Origin of the sequence: Algoriphagus zhangzhouensis (assembly GCF_900148515.1) — a bacterium.
Taxonomy (GTDB): domain Bacteria; phylum Bacteroidota; class Bacteroidia; order Cytophagales; family Cyclobacteriaceae; genus Algoriphagus; species Algoriphagus zhangzhouensis.
The window spans coordinates 263,740-279,971 of sequence record NZ_FRXN01000005.1 but is presented as its reverse complement, the minus strand read 5'-3'; the positions used below and the strand labels follow the sequence as shown (position 1 = coordinate 279,971).

14 protein-coding genes and 1 pseudogene are annotated in these 16,232 nt (G+C 35.6%); 4 read left to right on the top strand and 11 right to left on the bottom strand.

Annotation, left to right across the window (positions count from 1 at the left end; translation table 11 throughout):
- Positions 1-136: 136 nt before the first annotated feature.
- A complete protein-coding gene (locus BUF13_RS17385) occupies positions 137-1,093 on the bottom strand; it encodes a glycosyltransferase (protein ID WP_073573084.1) in 957 nt (318 codons plus the stop codon).
- A gap of 59 nt (positions 1,094-1,152) precedes the next feature.
- On the bottom strand, positions 1,153-3,162 hold the full coding sequence (locus tag BUF13_RS17380; RefSeq protein WP_073573083.1) for a hypothetical protein: 2,010 nt from the start codon (positions 3,160-3,162) through the stop codon (positions 1,153-1,155).
- 126 nt (positions 3,163-3,288) lie between these two features.
- Here BUF13_RS17380 and BUF13_RS20865 point away from each other — a divergent pair.
- The 4 genes and pseudogenes from BUF13_RS20865 to BUF13_RS17365 form a co-directional block, all read left to right on the top strand.
- A pseudogene (locus tag BUF13_RS20865) lies at positions 3,289-3,624 on the top strand (glycosyltransferase family 32 protein); the annotation flags it as partial.
- Between the two features lie 42 nt (positions 3,625-3,666).
- On the top strand, positions 3,667-4,113 hold the full coding sequence (locus BUF13_RS20860) for a hypothetical protein (RefSeq protein ID WP_342039405.1): 447 nt from the start codon (positions 3,667-3,669) through the stop codon (positions 4,111-4,113).
- Positions 4,113-5,108, top strand: a complete 996-nt coding sequence (locus tag BUF13_RS17370) for a glycosyltransferase family 61 protein (RefSeq protein ID WP_073573081.1) — start codon at positions 4,113-4,115, stop codon at positions 5,106-5,108. Before BUF13_RS20860 ends, BUF13_RS17370 begins: the two co-directional genes overlap by 1 nt.
- A gap of 200 nt (positions 5,109-5,308) precedes the next feature.
- Entirely contained in the window at positions 5,309-5,941 is a 633-nt protein-coding gene (locus tag BUF13_RS17365) for an FkbM family methyltransferase (RefSeq protein WP_166669850.1), read from the top strand.
- 13 nt (positions 5,942-5,954) lie between these two features.
- On the opposite strand, the gene BUF13_RS17360 is transcribed toward BUF13_RS17365, so the two are convergent.
- The 9 genes from BUF13_RS17360 to BUF13_RS17320 all read right to left on the bottom strand — a co-directional run bounded on the left by BUF13_RS17360 (position 5,955) and on the right by BUF13_RS17320 (position 16,229).
- Entirely contained in the window at positions 5,955-6,830 is an 876-nt protein-coding gene (locus BUF13_RS17360) for a sulfotransferase domain-containing protein (protein ID WP_073573080.1), read from the bottom strand.
- Positions 6,831-6,873: 43 nt separating this feature from the next.
- On the bottom strand, positions 6,874-7,857 hold the full coding sequence (locus BUF13_RS17355; protein WP_073573079.1) for a class I SAM-dependent DNA methyltransferase: 984 nt from the start codon (positions 7,855-7,857) through the stop codon (positions 6,874-6,876).
- A 47-nt stretch (positions 7,858-7,904) separates the two neighbouring features.
- Complete coding sequence (locus tag BUF13_RS17350) at positions 7,905-8,951, bottom strand: glycosyltransferase family 4 protein (RefSeq protein WP_073573078.1); 1,047 nt, start codon at positions 8,949-8,951, stop codon at positions 7,905-7,907.
- Positions 8,952-8,987: 36 nt separating this feature from the next.
- A complete protein-coding gene (locus BUF13_RS17345) occupies positions 8,988-9,896 on the bottom strand; it encodes an alpha-1,2-fucosyltransferase (RefSeq protein ID WP_166669849.1) in 909 nt (302 codons plus the stop codon).
- Positions 9,897-9,907: 11 nt separating this feature from the next.
- Positions 9,908-11,719 (bottom strand): ABC transporter ATP-binding protein, encoded by a 1,812-nt coding sequence (locus tag BUF13_RS17340; RefSeq protein ID WP_073573076.1) that lies wholly within the window; start codon positions 11,717-11,719, stop codon positions 9,908-9,910.
- Positions 11,720-11,742: 23 nt separating this feature from the next.
- Positions 11,743-12,726 (bottom strand): glycosyltransferase, encoded by a 984-nt coding sequence (locus BUF13_RS17335; protein ID WP_073573075.1) that lies wholly within the window; start codon positions 12,724-12,726, stop codon positions 11,743-11,745.
- Positions 12,727-12,802: 76 nt separating this feature from the next.
- Positions 12,803-14,101: a phenylacetate--CoA ligase family protein gene (locus BUF13_RS17330; RefSeq protein WP_073573074.1), complete on the bottom strand. Its 1,299-nt coding sequence runs from the start codon at positions 14,099-14,101 to the stop codon at positions 12,803-12,805.
- On the bottom strand, positions 14,098-15,006 hold the full coding sequence (locus tag BUF13_RS17325) for an NAD-dependent epimerase/dehydratase family protein (RefSeq protein ID WP_073573073.1): 909 nt from the start codon (positions 15,004-15,006) through the stop codon (positions 14,098-14,100). Before BUF13_RS17325 ends, BUF13_RS17330 begins: the two co-directional genes overlap by 4 nt.
- Positions 15,003-16,229 carry a glycosyltransferase family 4 protein gene (locus BUF13_RS17320; RefSeq protein WP_166669848.1) on the bottom strand — a complete coding sequence of 409 codons (1,227 nt, stop codon included), beginning with the start codon at positions 16,227-16,229 and terminating at the stop codon, positions 15,003-15,005. Before BUF13_RS17320 ends, BUF13_RS17325 begins: the two co-directional genes overlap by 4 nt.
- Between the last annotated feature and the right edge of the window lie 3 nt (positions 16,230-16,232).

The following is a 16,232-nucleotide window of genomic DNA, read 5'->3' as shown; positions in this document are numbered from 1 at the left end:
ACTGATTTGCTTTCTTCACATTCACAAATCCTAAGCCAAACTATCCAATTTGGTACGGTAACAAATATACAACCCTTATCCTTCTTTGAAACGAAGATTGGGAATGTTTCTAAAAATATTGAATCAGGTAATTATTTTAATTTGAGCCCACTAGAATTTCAAGTACATATTGTACCTGTGCTTGAGGAGTACAGTATTTCTCAAAATAGGCTCTTGCACCAATCGAAATTGCATGATGGTAATCCGGGGTATCAAAAATCAAATCAAAAACTTCTTTAAAATCATTTGACTTTTCAACGTAATGAATTTCTTTTCCATGCTCCATTGCAACCGGCAATTCTATCGCCTCTGGATAACTGATGACAAAAGTTCCTGAAGAAAGATACTCGGCAAGTCTCCAGCTGACGGCCCCTAAGACTGCAGGATTATTCAGCGCAAATAACGTTTTTGAACTCAAGTCTGAAAAGACCTTCGGAGGATATATCTTTTCACTAACAAAATCAGAAAAACCCATTGCATCTCCATCCCCTCTTTTCACAAAACCTCCTTCAAAGTTGATTCTTTCATCCTCTTGACAAGCTTGCATAAAGTCAGCTCTGATTTGATTAGTTAGTGGTTCTTTTTTCCATAAGTTTGATGAAAAGAAAACGTAATTATGGAAGGAATAGCTTTTCTTATCCATGCTAAAAACTGGACGCTTTCGTAGAATATGCAATTGATGGATCAATTTCTTGAGAGGAACTTTCTTAATTAAGCTCACACCAAAAGTTCTCAGATATAGACCCAAAATATTGATCGGGTAATGAGGAAAAAGAGGCCTAATCTTACTCTGCTCGTAATTCGGATTCCCTTTTAGCTTATTGGTAACAAAATATAAATCGACCGCGTCATACAAATCAGGCTTCGTTCCGTGAGGGTCATTATTGTCAATCACACCTATTTTCCCCTTATACCTGAAAATCAAAAAAGGTCTATTATTAAAGCGTTCAAATCGATTTTCCGGTCTATACTTAAGGTCAAATCTTTGAGAAAAACCGAATAAATAATAGGAAGAATAATAATTTGGAATATTGAGGATTTCTAGAGGCTCCAATGGATATGGTCTATTAATGGATTATTAAAAACCAAAGATATTCATTCCATTTCCTCTGCTTATATTTTATTTGGAAAAATATCCATATTCTCTAATTCAGCCATATATTCTTGGACTACTTCCGGTAGTTCACCAGAATTCTTAACGGGTACATCTGGATGAAACTCTCCTCCAAACCCTTCAGAATTTATCATTGTATATCCTGGACTTTGACCTTTTCCTGAGCTTTGTCTGTAAAATCCATTGTGAACGGTATCCTTCGCCCAGAAGCCAATTTCCTTATGATTATAGCTTAAATGTCCAATTCCTGCGGTGTACAATACCTGATCGTTGCCAAATTGGGTATCTTCTGTGAGAGCTATTTGGCTATTGCCCTTGTACATGAAATAGGCCGGTCTTTCCTTGCCATCTAATAAATATTCAGAACAGGATTTCTTTATCAAAATTTCAAATATCTCTCCTTCAGGCAAGGACTTATCTAGCTTGCAATTGGCAAAAATGTATTGACTTTCCTCTCCTCTATTGAATTCTTGATAGCCACTTGGCATGGTTGGATACTCTCCCCTTTCTTTCATTAATACCTTGTAGTCTTCTCCACTGATTTCAAAAATATCCCCTGGTTGTAATTCAACTAGTTGACCATTCTCTGGAACATTGACCTCATGAACCGTTTTCCCTTGAATTTCGGACCAGTTCACAAAAGTTCTTATTGTATCATTGTTACTTTTTTGAACCCAATATTTTTTTCCTTTTTCAGGAATATTAAAAATCATAACCTTTGAACCGGTCATAGTCTGAGTCAATAGATCTGAAATTCTCCAATTTTCACAACCTCCAAAAATTGGATCATGAATATTCTTAAAATATTGGGCTGAAGGCAGTAAAAAAACAAAGCGATCAATATGGATCATATTTAGACGGTTGTTCCATCCTCTTGCATAAAACTGATTATTGAAAAAATAAAAGCTGGAATCAGTAGTTTCAGCTACATATTCAGGATAAGAAGGGTGCTGAGGCAAACCTTTACTATCCTTAGTAAATCTGATTTTTGAAAGAAAATAAGTTGTCTGAAAATCTTTTTTATTTTCAAAATCAAGTTGAACATTCTCCAATACCAGCCAAAGCTTTCCTCCATCTGGCACTTTGAAATCAGTAAATGACCCTCCTCTATTTTTAAAATTCTTTAGGTAAAAAACATTGTCTGAATCATAAATAAACCCAAGTCCAAATCCGAAGGAATTACACATGGGGTTTCTTTGATTTAGAGTCGTATCACAATTTATGATCGCTACTCTGAGTTTCTGATTAGACTTCCTTGTATTAGTAAACAACCTTGGAAAATAGGATTCTGTACATTTAACAATCCTACAAGGAGGAAGAAAATTCACATTATAAGAGGCAAAATTTAGTGACCTATCTCCCAAATCAAAAAGGACGGTATCAAATTTTTGTTGTGGATCCGTGGTATATCTAAAATAATCCTCGACTCCAAACATTAAGCTGCTGCCTTTTGCATGTCCAACCAAATAAGTATCCTTATTTAAGTCAGTTTTCACGAGATCTTTGATAACGAGTACCCCTTCTGGAAAATCTATTCTCCCCCCCAATTTTAGTTTTTCATAAAAGACTTTGGAATTGTCCTGAAACACATACCCGAAAGTGGATCCCGTATTGTATTCAAAATCAGTCACTATTTCCTTTGGAGAAACCACTTTTATGATTTTTGAATATCTACTCCCCACTATTCCAGGAAAATAAGAGTCTTTATCAGGTGTATCCGGATTTTTATGAGCAAATAATCCACAAAACTCTTTTCCTAAGTCCTCTTTGGAAAAAACAGGATGTGAGGAGGTTATTTTTGCTCCTTCAATGGATAAATTTTCTAAAAATTTAAAATAGGGATTAAAATCTGAGGTTTCTTCCTCTAAAATTTCAACTTGCTGATACTCTTGATTATCTAAAGAAATAACTCCTGTTGCAGGCACTACTTTTTCTAAAAGTTCTTGTGGCACTCCTTCAAAATCGCCTTCAAGCTGGATTATTCCATTAAATTTAAATTGGATTTTCATCTTAAAAATTATTTACTTTCAATTAATACAAAACACCAAGGTCTTCGTTGCAAAGACCATATTCTAAAACTATCCAATACTGGTCAGTTAAGTTAAATTAAATAGAGCCATTTTGAAAAGAACGCTTCATTTTTTTCACCCAATCAGCTCTCTCATAATCAAATGATACCCAAGAAGATACATTATTGCTGGTATGGCCATCAAGAATACCCTGAGCTGATTTCAACATGTATCGACTCATGGACCAATCATCTAAAAGGATATGAATTTATTCGATGGGACGAAAGCAATACAGAATTTGATAACCCTTGGCTAAAAAAAGCCTTATCAGAGAAAAAGTACGCTTTTGTTGCTGATTATGTAAGATTCAGAGCTTTATATATTCATGGCGGCATCTATTTGGACACAGACATGCTTCTATTAAAATCCCTTGATCCATTATTAGAACATTCCTGCTTTGCAGGGTTTGAAGACCATACACATATTAATACTGCAATTATAGGAGTGGAGCCAGGACATCCTCTTTTACAAAAAATATTAGATGCATATACTCCTTTATTTGGAGCCAAAGATTTCAAAGTGATTACTTCAGTTGTTACTCCTATTTTTCAAGAATACATGAAGGAACTGAACCCAGAAAAAATAAGCACCTATCTAGGGTTGACCGTTTATCCTCCTACCTATTTTTATCCAGTTCCTTATTCAGAGAAAAATGTCCTTGCAACATTTCAATCCTATATAGGTCCCAATAGCTATGCAGCACATCTCTGGTACAAATCTTGGTATGATGAGTTTAGCTATTTTTCAATTCAAGAATTCCGAAAAGGGTTTAGAATTTTATTTAAAAAACTTAAAGAGAATCCTTTTCAGTCTTTTTCATACTACAGGTTTTTATTCTTTAGCCTGTATACTAACTATAAAAAACACCTTACCCGATCCGAAAAAAAATAATGAGGCTGTCACTATCCGAAATCCCCAAATTACCCGCTTATCGGTCAGAAAGAACTCTTCCTCTAAACTTCAAGGAGAAGGATTTGAATTTATTTGAGAATGAGCTTTCTAGAGAAATCAACTCAAGTGAAGCCGTTTCCCTTTCATTAGCCATTGTAATAGACGAGACCATTTGGATCTGGCAAAAGTTCCAATTTATGGATCATTTGAGTCATTCCAGCCCTTGGAGTAAAAAAGCAAAAATCAAGCGTCTTCCACTTTTATTCAAACCTGGCAAATTTATCCAAAAAGCAATTTGGATCTCTGATAACTGGGCTCACAACTATTTCCATTGGATGACAGAATCAATCCCTAGATTGGTCGCCCTTCAAGGAAATTTCAAAGATTATAAAATTTTTATTCCTGAGCGCCTGAAAGGGTATTCCTATATCAAAGATTCATTAGAGATTTTGGGCTACCAGCCCTTTTATATTTCAAGTGACGTTAAATTAACGGTGGGTGAATTGATTTCCTACCAAAGAACAGCTCCAAGTTTCAACTATCATACTCAAATTATCAATCGAGTTCGCCAAGAGTTTTCCCCTTCACCAACTCAAAAAAGGAAAATTTATATATCCAGAATGAAAGCCTCTAAAAGAAGAATTGTCAATGAGGTTGAACTAATTTCTAAACTCGAAGAATTTGGGTATGAAATTCATCATTTCGAGGATTATGGGCTCCGAGATCAGATTCTTTTAATGAGTGAAGCTTCCCATTTGGTAAGCATGCATGGTGCAGGATTGACCAACATGCTCTACATGAGTAGTGGTAGCAAAGTAATGGAATTCCGATTCAGAGGAGACACTACAAATAATTGTTTTTTCACACTTGCCTCCGAACTAGGACTTGGCTATTATTATTCTCAAAATGAGTTTGAGAATCCCAAAATCCATTTAAATTCGAATATGATTTTAAATTTAGAGGAGACCTTTGAAGCTATCCTTTCCATGGAATGAAAAAGGAAGATCTTCAAAACTCATTTAATTAAAATCTTCGAAGAAAATATTAAAAATTAACTTTTTCCTCTTAAACAACTTTTATTCAATTCCCTACTGTTTATATGATTATAACAAATACCCTTCAAAAAATTTTAAAAAAATTCGGATTGAAAATCGGGAAATTCCCTGAGCCTGATAAGAAAAGAAGGTTGAAAATCATGCGTAATTTTCAAATCAATAAAGTATTGGATGTGGGAGCTAATACCGGGTCGTATGGAAAAGAACTTAGAGAAATGGGCTATGAGGGGGAAATTATATCTTTTGAGCCTACTGATTTGGCCTATTCATTTCTCGAAAAAAAGTGCGCTAAAGATTCTAAATGGAACTGTATTCAATTAGCCTTGGGGGATATAGACCGGACAGCACACATTAATATCTCCTTGAATTCCAAAAGCAGCTCATTGCTCGAAATTCTTCCTTTAAGCATTGAAAATGCTCCAGATTCTAAATTTGTAGGAAAAGAAAAGGTGCAGGTGAAAGCCCTTGATCAAATGCAGGATGAACTGCTTTCTCCTGGAGATCATTTAATGCTAAAAATTGATACCCAGGGATACGAAAAAAATATACTTGAAGGGGGGAGAGCTATCCTTGAAAAAGTAAAGGTGGTTCAGCTCGAATTATCTTTTGAACCTTTGTATAGGAATGAACCTACTTTTTTTGAAATGATTTCTTATATGGAAGAGTTGGGGTTTGAGATTTTTTCTCTCGAGACAGATCTCTCTTTTTCTAATCCCAAAAATGGAAAAATGCTACAGGTAGACTGTATTTTCTGTAAATCTTCTGAAAATTAATTTCCAACTTTTCTCAAGGAAGTAAGTAACCATTGGCTTGTAGCTCTTCTTTACTAACAAAACCCAAATCGACTATTTCCTGATTGGTTTTTTTGAATTCGTTGAAGATCTTAAGTTTCCCAGGAATCGTATCCCAACTAAAAAAATCCTTCCTAGGAGTTAAACGGAAAATCTTGATCAAGCTAAACTTGATTCGTTGCTCAATCCGATGTCCTATCCGATGATAAAACCTACTTTCTGATTTCCTCGAAAAAATTGCAAAACGATTAAGTTTTGTTAAAGTATAAAGCTGTCCTTCAGAAAATGAATTTTGGTTTTGAAGGGGAAATTCAGTGCATTCAAACTCTAAGCCCAAGGATTTATAAAACTTGGTATAAAAAGAACTAGGATTCTTTTTAAGCTCCTCAAATAATAGAACTTTGATTTGTTCCTTAGGGTAATAGGCCATCAATGTTTTGAGGATATCTCCATAAAAACAAATGCTAAGATAATCCATCCCCAAATCAGTGTGAAACAACCAATTTCTAAAAGACTTCACTCCCCAAAAGGCATTGACTATGTGGAACTTATACATAGACATAATAGCCTTTGGTTGGTTTCTCAAAACAATAATGATATCCGCATTTGGATTAGTTTTATGAAACCGTGCTACAACTTGAGAAAATTTTACTTTCTGATAACCTCCACTAATAAGGGTCTCATTTGATTCTATTATAGGGAAATCAGCCTCTTTGAGTATTGTATCTTTAGCCCACCACTCAGCACCAGTAAAAAATCTAGATCTAGTTAACTTTAGCCTTGAATCATTCTCAAGCACCTCTTGAATACTCGTACTTCCTGATTTAGGAATTCCAATATGAAAAACATGAGGTTTTAAAACTTCCTTCATTATTTCTTATCTAAAGATTCTCGGTTTTCTGATTTCAAAGCACTTAGTTCTTTTTCCAGGCAGCAGCTAGATACCTACCTTCTTTGCTACCACTTTTAATTAAATTTTGTTCTAGATCAGTATATTCTTTATCAAGTTCGAAACCCAATCGTCCATAAAAGCCATAGGATCTTTGCCCAACCAATTCTAATGGAGAAAGCATTGTTTTCATTTCAGATAATAAAATCCCTTTCTTTTTGGAATATGGTAACCCTTCCACATGGATATCAGTGATACTCCAAATTTCTTTGGCGTTCATTCTTTTCTTAATCACTCCCTTTTCCAGAAGAGCATTATTAACCAGATCAATATGATTATACCTTCCTCTGATTCGATTAACTCTGTGAAAAATTGACTTTAGAATTTCAGAACTATTCAACCATTGGTAAACATTGGTGACTTTATCATGGCTAGCGATTTCATTCCTTCTTTTGATTAAGGCAGGGTTATGTAATTGATCTCCGTTCGGGTCATGAATATGCATGAAAACTCCACCTTGATTTAACCTCTGAATGACATCTTTGAAAAACTCCTCCAAATTTGGAATATGATGAAGAACTGAAGAGGTAAGAATTATGTCAGCTTTTAAGTTTACTTCATTGATTTTTCCAACGAAAGATTCCAGCTCAACACCCCAAGATTGGCTTCTTTCCAAAGCCTTTTCCATCATTTTGGAAGAAACATCTACTAGAATCACCTTATCAACTTTCTTACCTAATTCCGTCGCAAGAAATAACTCTGTACCGAGCCCTGTACCACAACCAATATCCAAAAGTGTGATCTTGGTTTTCCCCTCCATCGATGCTGAAAAATCACTGGTTAGCAAGTTAAACTGCTGCAACAAGACCTCCCACATATCCTTGTGTATTTGGTCATAATCTTCAGACTCAAAATCATGAAACACCACGTTAACAACATGGTGAAATTCCTCTGGACTTAATCTGGATTGGGTTTTCCGAATTATCGGATTCAAATTATCCAATGACATGTAAATGCAACTAGTTTAATAAAACTTCCTAAATATCTATTGTTTGTTCAATTGGAATCATTTTCCAACTGAGATATTAATTCACCCCAGCTTTCTTTGACATGGCTCCATGCGCAACTCTCAGCAGTTTGTCGCCCTTTGATCGAAATACTATATTGCTTTCTTGGGTCATTCCATAAGTTTAAGATCGTATTCCCCATAGATTCTATGTCATCAACTTTCACCAACATACCATTCTCTCCATCTTTTATGACGTATGGAATCCCTCCAACAGAGGTACTTACGATAGGAATCCCCAAGGCCATCATCTCTAATAAACTTACAGGCATATTATCAACCGAAGTAGTATTGATAAATATATTTCCTTTTCTAGCTATTGGAATCCAATCTTCTCTTTTCATTCTACCCATGAATTGAACATTCCTCTCAAGCCCTAATTTCTTCACTAATTTTTGACACGGTTCCATAGTACCGTCTTTGTCTGGCCCAATCATGAATAGCTGAACACCCTCATGACCTCGCTTTTTCAAGAAATCTACAACCTTAATTGCATTTTCTGGTCTATAAATATCAGCAAAAGCCCTCAACCAAATTAAAACAAGGTTACCCTGATTTACAGGGACTGAAAAAGGGTATTTCTCAATTTCCAGAAGGTTAGGAATTACTTTGATAGAAACTTGGCTGGGATTTTCCAATGCCTCTTTCAAAAAATAAGAAGGAGAGACAACCTGAAATGCATTTTTTAAATATCTCTGAAACAAATAAGGAGATTGTTTCATCCTATCTCCCAAATTCCCTCCATGAAGAATTGGTATATAAGGTATACCAAGCAATTTGCACAAATAACCTGATGTCCAGGCAAAGTGAAATGCCAAGGTCGAATAAGTATCTATTAATACGACTTGGCAGACTTTTCTATTTTTGAAAACAGTCTGCCACATGTCAAAAATTCTAGAAAAAAATGAATTTCTGGCAGAAGCTTTCTCAACATCAAAAAGTTCCTCCAACTTGCTGCCCAAAGTATCAATCGAAGTGGGATTTAGACCTTTTTGCAGAAGCTGATTCCCTAAATAAACAATTTTCTTTTTTTTCATTTGAATAAGTAAATTGGACACCAATCCCGAAAAACTCTATGCCTTAATTTTTATCCAAGCATTAGGAACTCGGTCTTCCAATTTCATTGGGTCTTTTGCAAACCAAGGATCTGGACAAATGACAATTTTATCCTCCCTGCTACCCAACCAAGCAGACCACCAGCTAAATGAACTATTAGCTACAATAAAATGGTGACAGGAATGCATCAATCGAAAATCCTCATAATCACTTTTCCCTAAATTATGAGTGACAAATGTATGAGGGAAATCAATCTTCAAATTACTTTTTACCCACTCTGGGTCGTCTGAAAACACGTAAAAATGTGGATCTTTTACTTTATCAGTAATATACTTTATTGCATTTTGATAGTAGGATAAAGAACATGTACCGAAATTTTCCAAAAAATAGGGGTCATTTACATAATCTCCTCTTCTAATATGTAAAGCAACAGATTCTGAGTCTTGGATCTCCTTTAGGAATGAAATATTCATGGAATCACTTGGAGACTCTTTTAATTGAAACTCTTCCTTTATTTCTTCTTTTATGTCCTCGAAATACCTGTAACTCTGCCAGTAGCCTAGAAGCAAAATATTTCCAGAAATCCCATCTAAAATATTTGGGTAAAATCCATTCTCAGGATCATGTACTAAACTTAGTCCCTGCTTTTTGGCGAATTTCCTTAACTTTTTGCCTAGCCCCCATTTATTTACAAACATCAGTCTCAACATGAAGCTCTTAGCTCTATTGACTAAGGGAGTTCTAATCTTAAAGAGACCTAAATGATTGTGACGTCTGGAATCATTGGGTGAATCCATTCTTGACAACACCAAGAATTTGCTTCCGCTGTTCCTTGCTATTGCTTTAGCTGATGCATATTGATAAAATTGATTCCCTAGCCCTCCTTCGAGCTTGACGATCAAAGTCCCTGATTTACGCTGTTCCAAAAAGGTATTAATTAATCAGAATGAACTCCTTGGAGTTGGACCATCCTTTTAAAATTAGGTTCTAGTTCAATCAAGGTTTCAAAATTCCCCATGGCAACTTTCTCACCTTTATTTAGAAAAATAATATTATCCGCATTTTTAACCGTGGATAATCTATGTGCGATTACAATAATTGTATAGAAGCCTTTTAACCTCTCCAGGTTAACTTGAATTTCTTTTTCTGTTTCTGAGTCCAATGCGGAGGTTGCTTCATCTAAAATTAAGATGTCGATTTCCTTATACAGTTCCCTTGCTATTGAAATCCTTTGTTTTTGGCCACCGCTCAAATTCAGACCATTATTCCCAAGCATCTCAAATTCCTTTGCTTCAAGGGTTTCAATGAATGAAAGGATAGCGGCACGATCACATGCAGAACGGAATTTCTCCAAGTTCTCAGGGGTAGGCTCATCCCAAAATGTCACATTGTTGAAAACAGTATCATTAAAAATCACCGAGTCCTGACTGATATAACCAATTTTTCTCTGGAAGGTAGGAATATTGATATTGCCCATAGGTTCACCATCAATTCGAATTTGGCCACCATCCGCTGGAATCAATCCTGAAATCATATTGATGATGGAAGTTTTTCCCGACCCACTCTCTCCTACCAAAGCAATTTCGGAGGTTTTTGGAATATCAAAACTGATATTTTTTACCACTCTCGTTTTTCCATAGGACAAAGAAACATTGTCAAGAACTATTTTATCCTCAAGATTTTTAAACTCAATCTTTCCTACCTTCTCTTGATTTTGCACCAATTCCTGAGTGAATTCAGTCATATTATCCAAGGATCCAACTACTGTTAAGAAGTTATTCCAAGAGGATTGGGCTTGCATTAAGGAAGTTAATGCTCGGTAGAAAAACAGCAAACTGATAAGGATTCCTTCTAATGGTGTATTTAAATAAGAGGTCTGAATGAAAATAACAGTACAGACTACCAGTATAATAATCGGCTCTCTAGTTGCGAATAGAATATTACCATATTTAGCAATCTTATTATTTGTATTCTCAACATCGATGGACTGCTTTTTTACTCTGTTTACATATTGCTTAATGCTTCCTGAGGCTTTCAGATATTTAAAGTTTGCTACTGCCTGAAGCATCAGACCCTGCAAATCATGTCCTCCTTTTGTGAGTTTCTTGGAGGATTTTTCTGTACCAGCATATATTCTCTTAAAAATCAAATTGGATATCAAGCCTCCCAAACTCACCAAAATTGCAAATTGCCAGTCAACCAAAAATGCGAAGGTCATATATACCACCACCAAAATCCCATTTTGAAAGGACATGAAATAGGTAGAATAAGCATTAGAAACACGATTGATCTCAGTAGTGTATGAATTTTGAATTCTTCCCTGATCTGCTGACAAAAAGTATTTATACTTCAACCCAGCAAGTAAATCAAGATTTTCAATTCTAATTTTCCTTACGAAGTAATGCTTAACGGCAATCTTATAATAGCCATTTATAAATGCAAATGCCCCCTTGACCATGAAGAAAAAGCAGATAATTCCAAGGGCAATCGGGACAGTTAATTCAATCCCCATATTATTTAGGCCATTGACCAGAAAAATCAATTTTCCCATATTTCCACCCTCTTCAGTAGGAGATATACCGTCTGCTATTTCTAGAAGAGGAAGGAACATAGCCAAGCCAAATCCATCTAAAACCCCCACAAATAGACTAAGACTAACTACGAAGAATATTCTGAAACGTAGGTGAGCAAAGAAATAATAAAAATTGCTGAGGTATTTCTGAGTAAACTTCTTTATTGTAACTTTCATCTTTTACTTAATTCTTCGATTCCTTATAGTTGAGCTAAATCACTCAAAATCAACTCCATTTTTCTTTTTGGATGTAGAAATCGTTGATAATATGCTTTGTTTTCCAATTGCATCTTCTTTCTCTGGGCAGGATTGGATATTAGTGTATCAACTGCGTTTAGACATTCATCCACAGATTCAAATTTGAGAAAATTCTTTCCTTCGCTCAAATCTCCATGAATTACAAATTCATCAATTGGTGTACTCACTATTGCCATACTATGGGCAATATATTCAGGAAATTTCCATCCTATACTTCCCTCCAATCCAAAATTGGCAATTCCAATCAATGCTTTTTTTAAGCTTTCTAAATATGCTTCCTTATTTGACTCCTTTTTATTGACAATCAAATCCGGGCAAAGGATTTTCGACAACTGGCTATTCTCTACTCCTCCCTTAAATTGAGGGCCGTAGATATCTTTCAATTTTCGAATAATGGCTATTCGTTGATGATTAATCTTTTTCCTCTCTTCTTTCTTCCAATCAATCTCATTATTTAGTGGATCCCAAAGTCTGGTGCCAAAAATAATTTCACCAGAGTCATTAGGCTCACCCTCCATATTCTCCAAATAAACATTATGGATAGAATCATTAATATCCATTAGTCCTGATAAGAACTTATTGTATTTAATTGAATAGCCCAAAAGAACTGGTGTCTTTTTCCAAATCTTATTCAACTTGGGATTTTCAACCATAACAGAATAATTCAACCCAAATGGAAATATTTTAGGAAGTCGCTCATAATCCTTTTTCAAAAGCATTCTTTTGAAATAGGCATCACATTGGGCGTAAATCTCCAAATCCACGACATTATCATCAGCCATGTCAAAAATGACCTGCTTCCCTGAAATATCAATTCGCATCTTATTGTTAGGCAACTCCGCTAGAGCCAATTTATATTCCAAAGTTACTCGACCTTCACTCTTTAATAATTCTAAACCCGTAAATATCTGGCTGGCATGAGCCATGGTCGAATTAAAATAAATAATAACGTGTGGTATCAAGTGGTGAAAATGAATTTCAGAAGGTAGAACATGATTTGATTTAAGATGGAATATGAGAGATAAAGTCCCTGAGCTTGCCTTGATTTTCCCGGAAATTATTGTTCTCGATCAACTCCAATTCCAAATCCATAAAATAATTGGAAGCCTCTGTTAAAATCAACTTATTCAATTCGGGTGACAATTTATCTTTTATCCAGATTTGCAATTTTCCTTTCTCAAACTGGTGAGCTTGGAAGTCTATTTTTATCCTTTTATTAAAGTATATATTCTTAAAGATGTAATACAAAGTGAGACTTGGATAAGACCGATCAAGTCCATAGATTTTACTACCAATTCGTCCTGTAACCTCTTCTATGACTGGATGCTCCAGCCCACATGTACACCTAAAATTGGAATCTTTAAATTTTACTTCATCTCCCAATTGGTATCTAATAATAGGAAATGATCTGGACACCATGTTTGTAACCAAAATCCCACCTGTCTCTGGATCGGTTTCAGTATAAAGCCCTTCGGTGGTGATATGCATATTTCCTTTAGGACATTCAAAGGCAATAATACTACATTCAGTAGCACCATATTCACTGATTATCCTTTGACCAAAAACTCTTTGAGCAACATCTTGATAATGAGGCATTATCTTTTCAGATGTACCCTTTACCATTTTCAAAGAGCTGAAATCAAGATTATTATTTTCATTTATTTGGGCTAATTCATATATCATTGAACTATAGCCCTCTATTGCTTTTACTCGATTCAATTTTGATCCAATGGAAGCCATGGTTTTGGGATTGTAATCAAAAACCCTAAATCTATTTACCAAAAAGTCCAAAAATCTAAGCTTGGTCTTTTTCAAAAAATCAGAATTATAGCCCCAGAAATAAAGGCTAAAATCCCAAGGATTCACACCATACCAACTGGTCCCCCTCCAAATAGCTGCACGGTTGAAAGAATCCCAAAGTTCATCCCTGTGAAAAGTTAAAATTTCACCAGATGTACCTGAAGTCTCCACGAAAAAAGTCTTTTCGTTTTTTGAAACTGGGGTGTGAATTTCTTGATTAAAATTAATCAGATCAGCTTTGCTGACTGGTTTAGTTTTTTTGAAATTTTCCAAACTCCAATTTTCGATTGGATTGAAATTGGTCTTTTCAAAGTGAGCTTTATAAAAGCTACTGTTTTTATAGGCGAATTCAACAAAAGTTTTCAGCCGTTCTTCCTGCATTTTCAGGAGTTCTTCTCTGGATAATCTTTCTGTTTTCTTCAATTCCAGGAACTGCTTATACAAGCTTGGGTTCCTTCTGTTAGCTCCCCACCAGAAAATCTTTTTATGTAACCAACTCATATATTTGATATTTCCTCGGCAATCCCTTGAACTGAATTATGAGGGCTCCAATTGATTTCTTTTCGAGCCAAATCATCACTAAATGTCAAGGTCGAAGTGAGTTTAGAATATCGGTATGTATTAATTGGAAGAATAGTAAATACGTCTCCTATTTTTGCCATAATTGCAAGAAGACTCTCAGGAATACTTCTAACCTTTTTTCCTAAAACAAAAGCTATCGAACTGTCAAGGTCTGCAATACTTGGATGGATTCCATCTGTCAAGTTATATATCCCCTTTTCATTTTCTAATCTTCCTATTAATTCAGCAACGTCTTTGGCCAAAACCATTGATTTTTTGGATTTTCCAGCACCAACTCTAAAATATCGTCCTTTTTTTAAGCCTTCTATCATGGCTTTTAAATTGCCTTTAGAGTCCCGCGCTCCGATGATCAAAGGCAATCTTAATACAAGAGCAGAAACTCCTCTTGATTTTGCCCAAGAAGAAACCAAGCCTTCCGCTTCTATTTTTGAAAGGGCATAGGGAGTATCTCCAAGTAATGGTTCATTTTCAGAAATCCCCTCACCTTCATCCAGTCCATAAACTGCAACGGTACTTATCAAGACCACTATTTCTGGAAGTTTTTCCAACCTATCCAATGCTGTCAATAAGTTTTCGGTGCCTTTTGAATTAATTTCAAAAAATCTATTTTTCTCCTCCTCAGTTCTAGGGATCATATGGGCTTTCCCGGCAGCATGAACCACCATCCTAACTTCTGGAAGATTTGGAATTTCTTTACTCAAATCAACCTGAATATCGTTGGATTCACCCGTTCCCAAGGTATAAATAGCTCTAGTTCCATTCAGCGCATCTACAATGTATTTCCCTAAAAACCCATTTGCACCTGTAATTAGTACGGGTTTCATGAAACTACTCCTTTTAATTTCTCTAGATAAAGCTCAGCCAATTTTCCTCTATTAAAATCGGACTGTGCCAAGGCATAGGCTTTTACGCCCTTCTTCGAGGCTTTTTCGGGAAAATCAATTGCCTCTTGAATCGCTTTAGCAAATGTTTCAGGCTTAGAAGCAACTACATTCCAGCCAGCATCAGTCCTATCTATAAGTGTTTTGATCCATCCTTGAGTGGATTGTATAATCGGTATTCCAGCTGCAAATGAATCAAACATCTTATTAGGAGAGCTGGTCTGCAATACCGGATAATCTTTAAAAGTTACAAAACTAGCTCGAGCCAATTTTAACCATTTTGCAACTTCATTTTTCGGAATTAACCCCAGAAATTTGACTTGATCTTTCAGCCCAAATTGATCGACCAATTCTTCCAGTCTATATCTTTCTTCCCCATCTCCGATAAATATCATCCTGAAATCTACCCCTAATTCTTTAGCGGCATTTAGTCCATAAACAATTTGACTACAGTCATCCATTAATCCCAAAGAACCAATATAGACCATATATGGTATCTCCTTTAACTCCTTCGGAAACTGATTAGGAATTTCAATTTTTCCTGAAAATAATTCCACATCAGAAGAGTTCGGGATGATCAATGTATCTATTTCAGGACTGACTTTTTTAATACCCTTCTCCATGCCTTCCGAACAAGCAACAACCAATTGAGAATTGGTGTAACAGAACTTTTCAAACCAAAGTGCAGAATTCTTTAAAATCGGATTATTCAATTTCCCCAATTCAATTCCTCCCTGAGGCCAAAGATCTCTTACTTCGAATACCATGGGTTTTCTTCTGAGGAATTTGGATGCAAGTGTTGGAATTCCTACCGTAATGGGCCCCGAACTCCCAAGAACTACGTCATGGGGCAATGTTAGAGCATAATAAATGGAAGAAAATGCAAAGATTATTGCATTTGCTGCCCGTTTTAATATTCCACTTTTATTTGAATCCGGAGCATTAATCACAATTAGGTTCATCCCTTCCAATTCCCTTTTTGAAATGAATGAATCTGTTCGAATATCGGATTTATAATAGGGCGAGGTAATAATCGTCACCTTGTTGCCAGCGGCTACCCATCTTTTTCCAAATTCATAAAACCTGGTGCTCCATCCTCCAGCGGGAGTTCCGAAATACTGATAAAACAAAAGGATATGAATTGCTTTTGGGGACTTTGAATTCACACT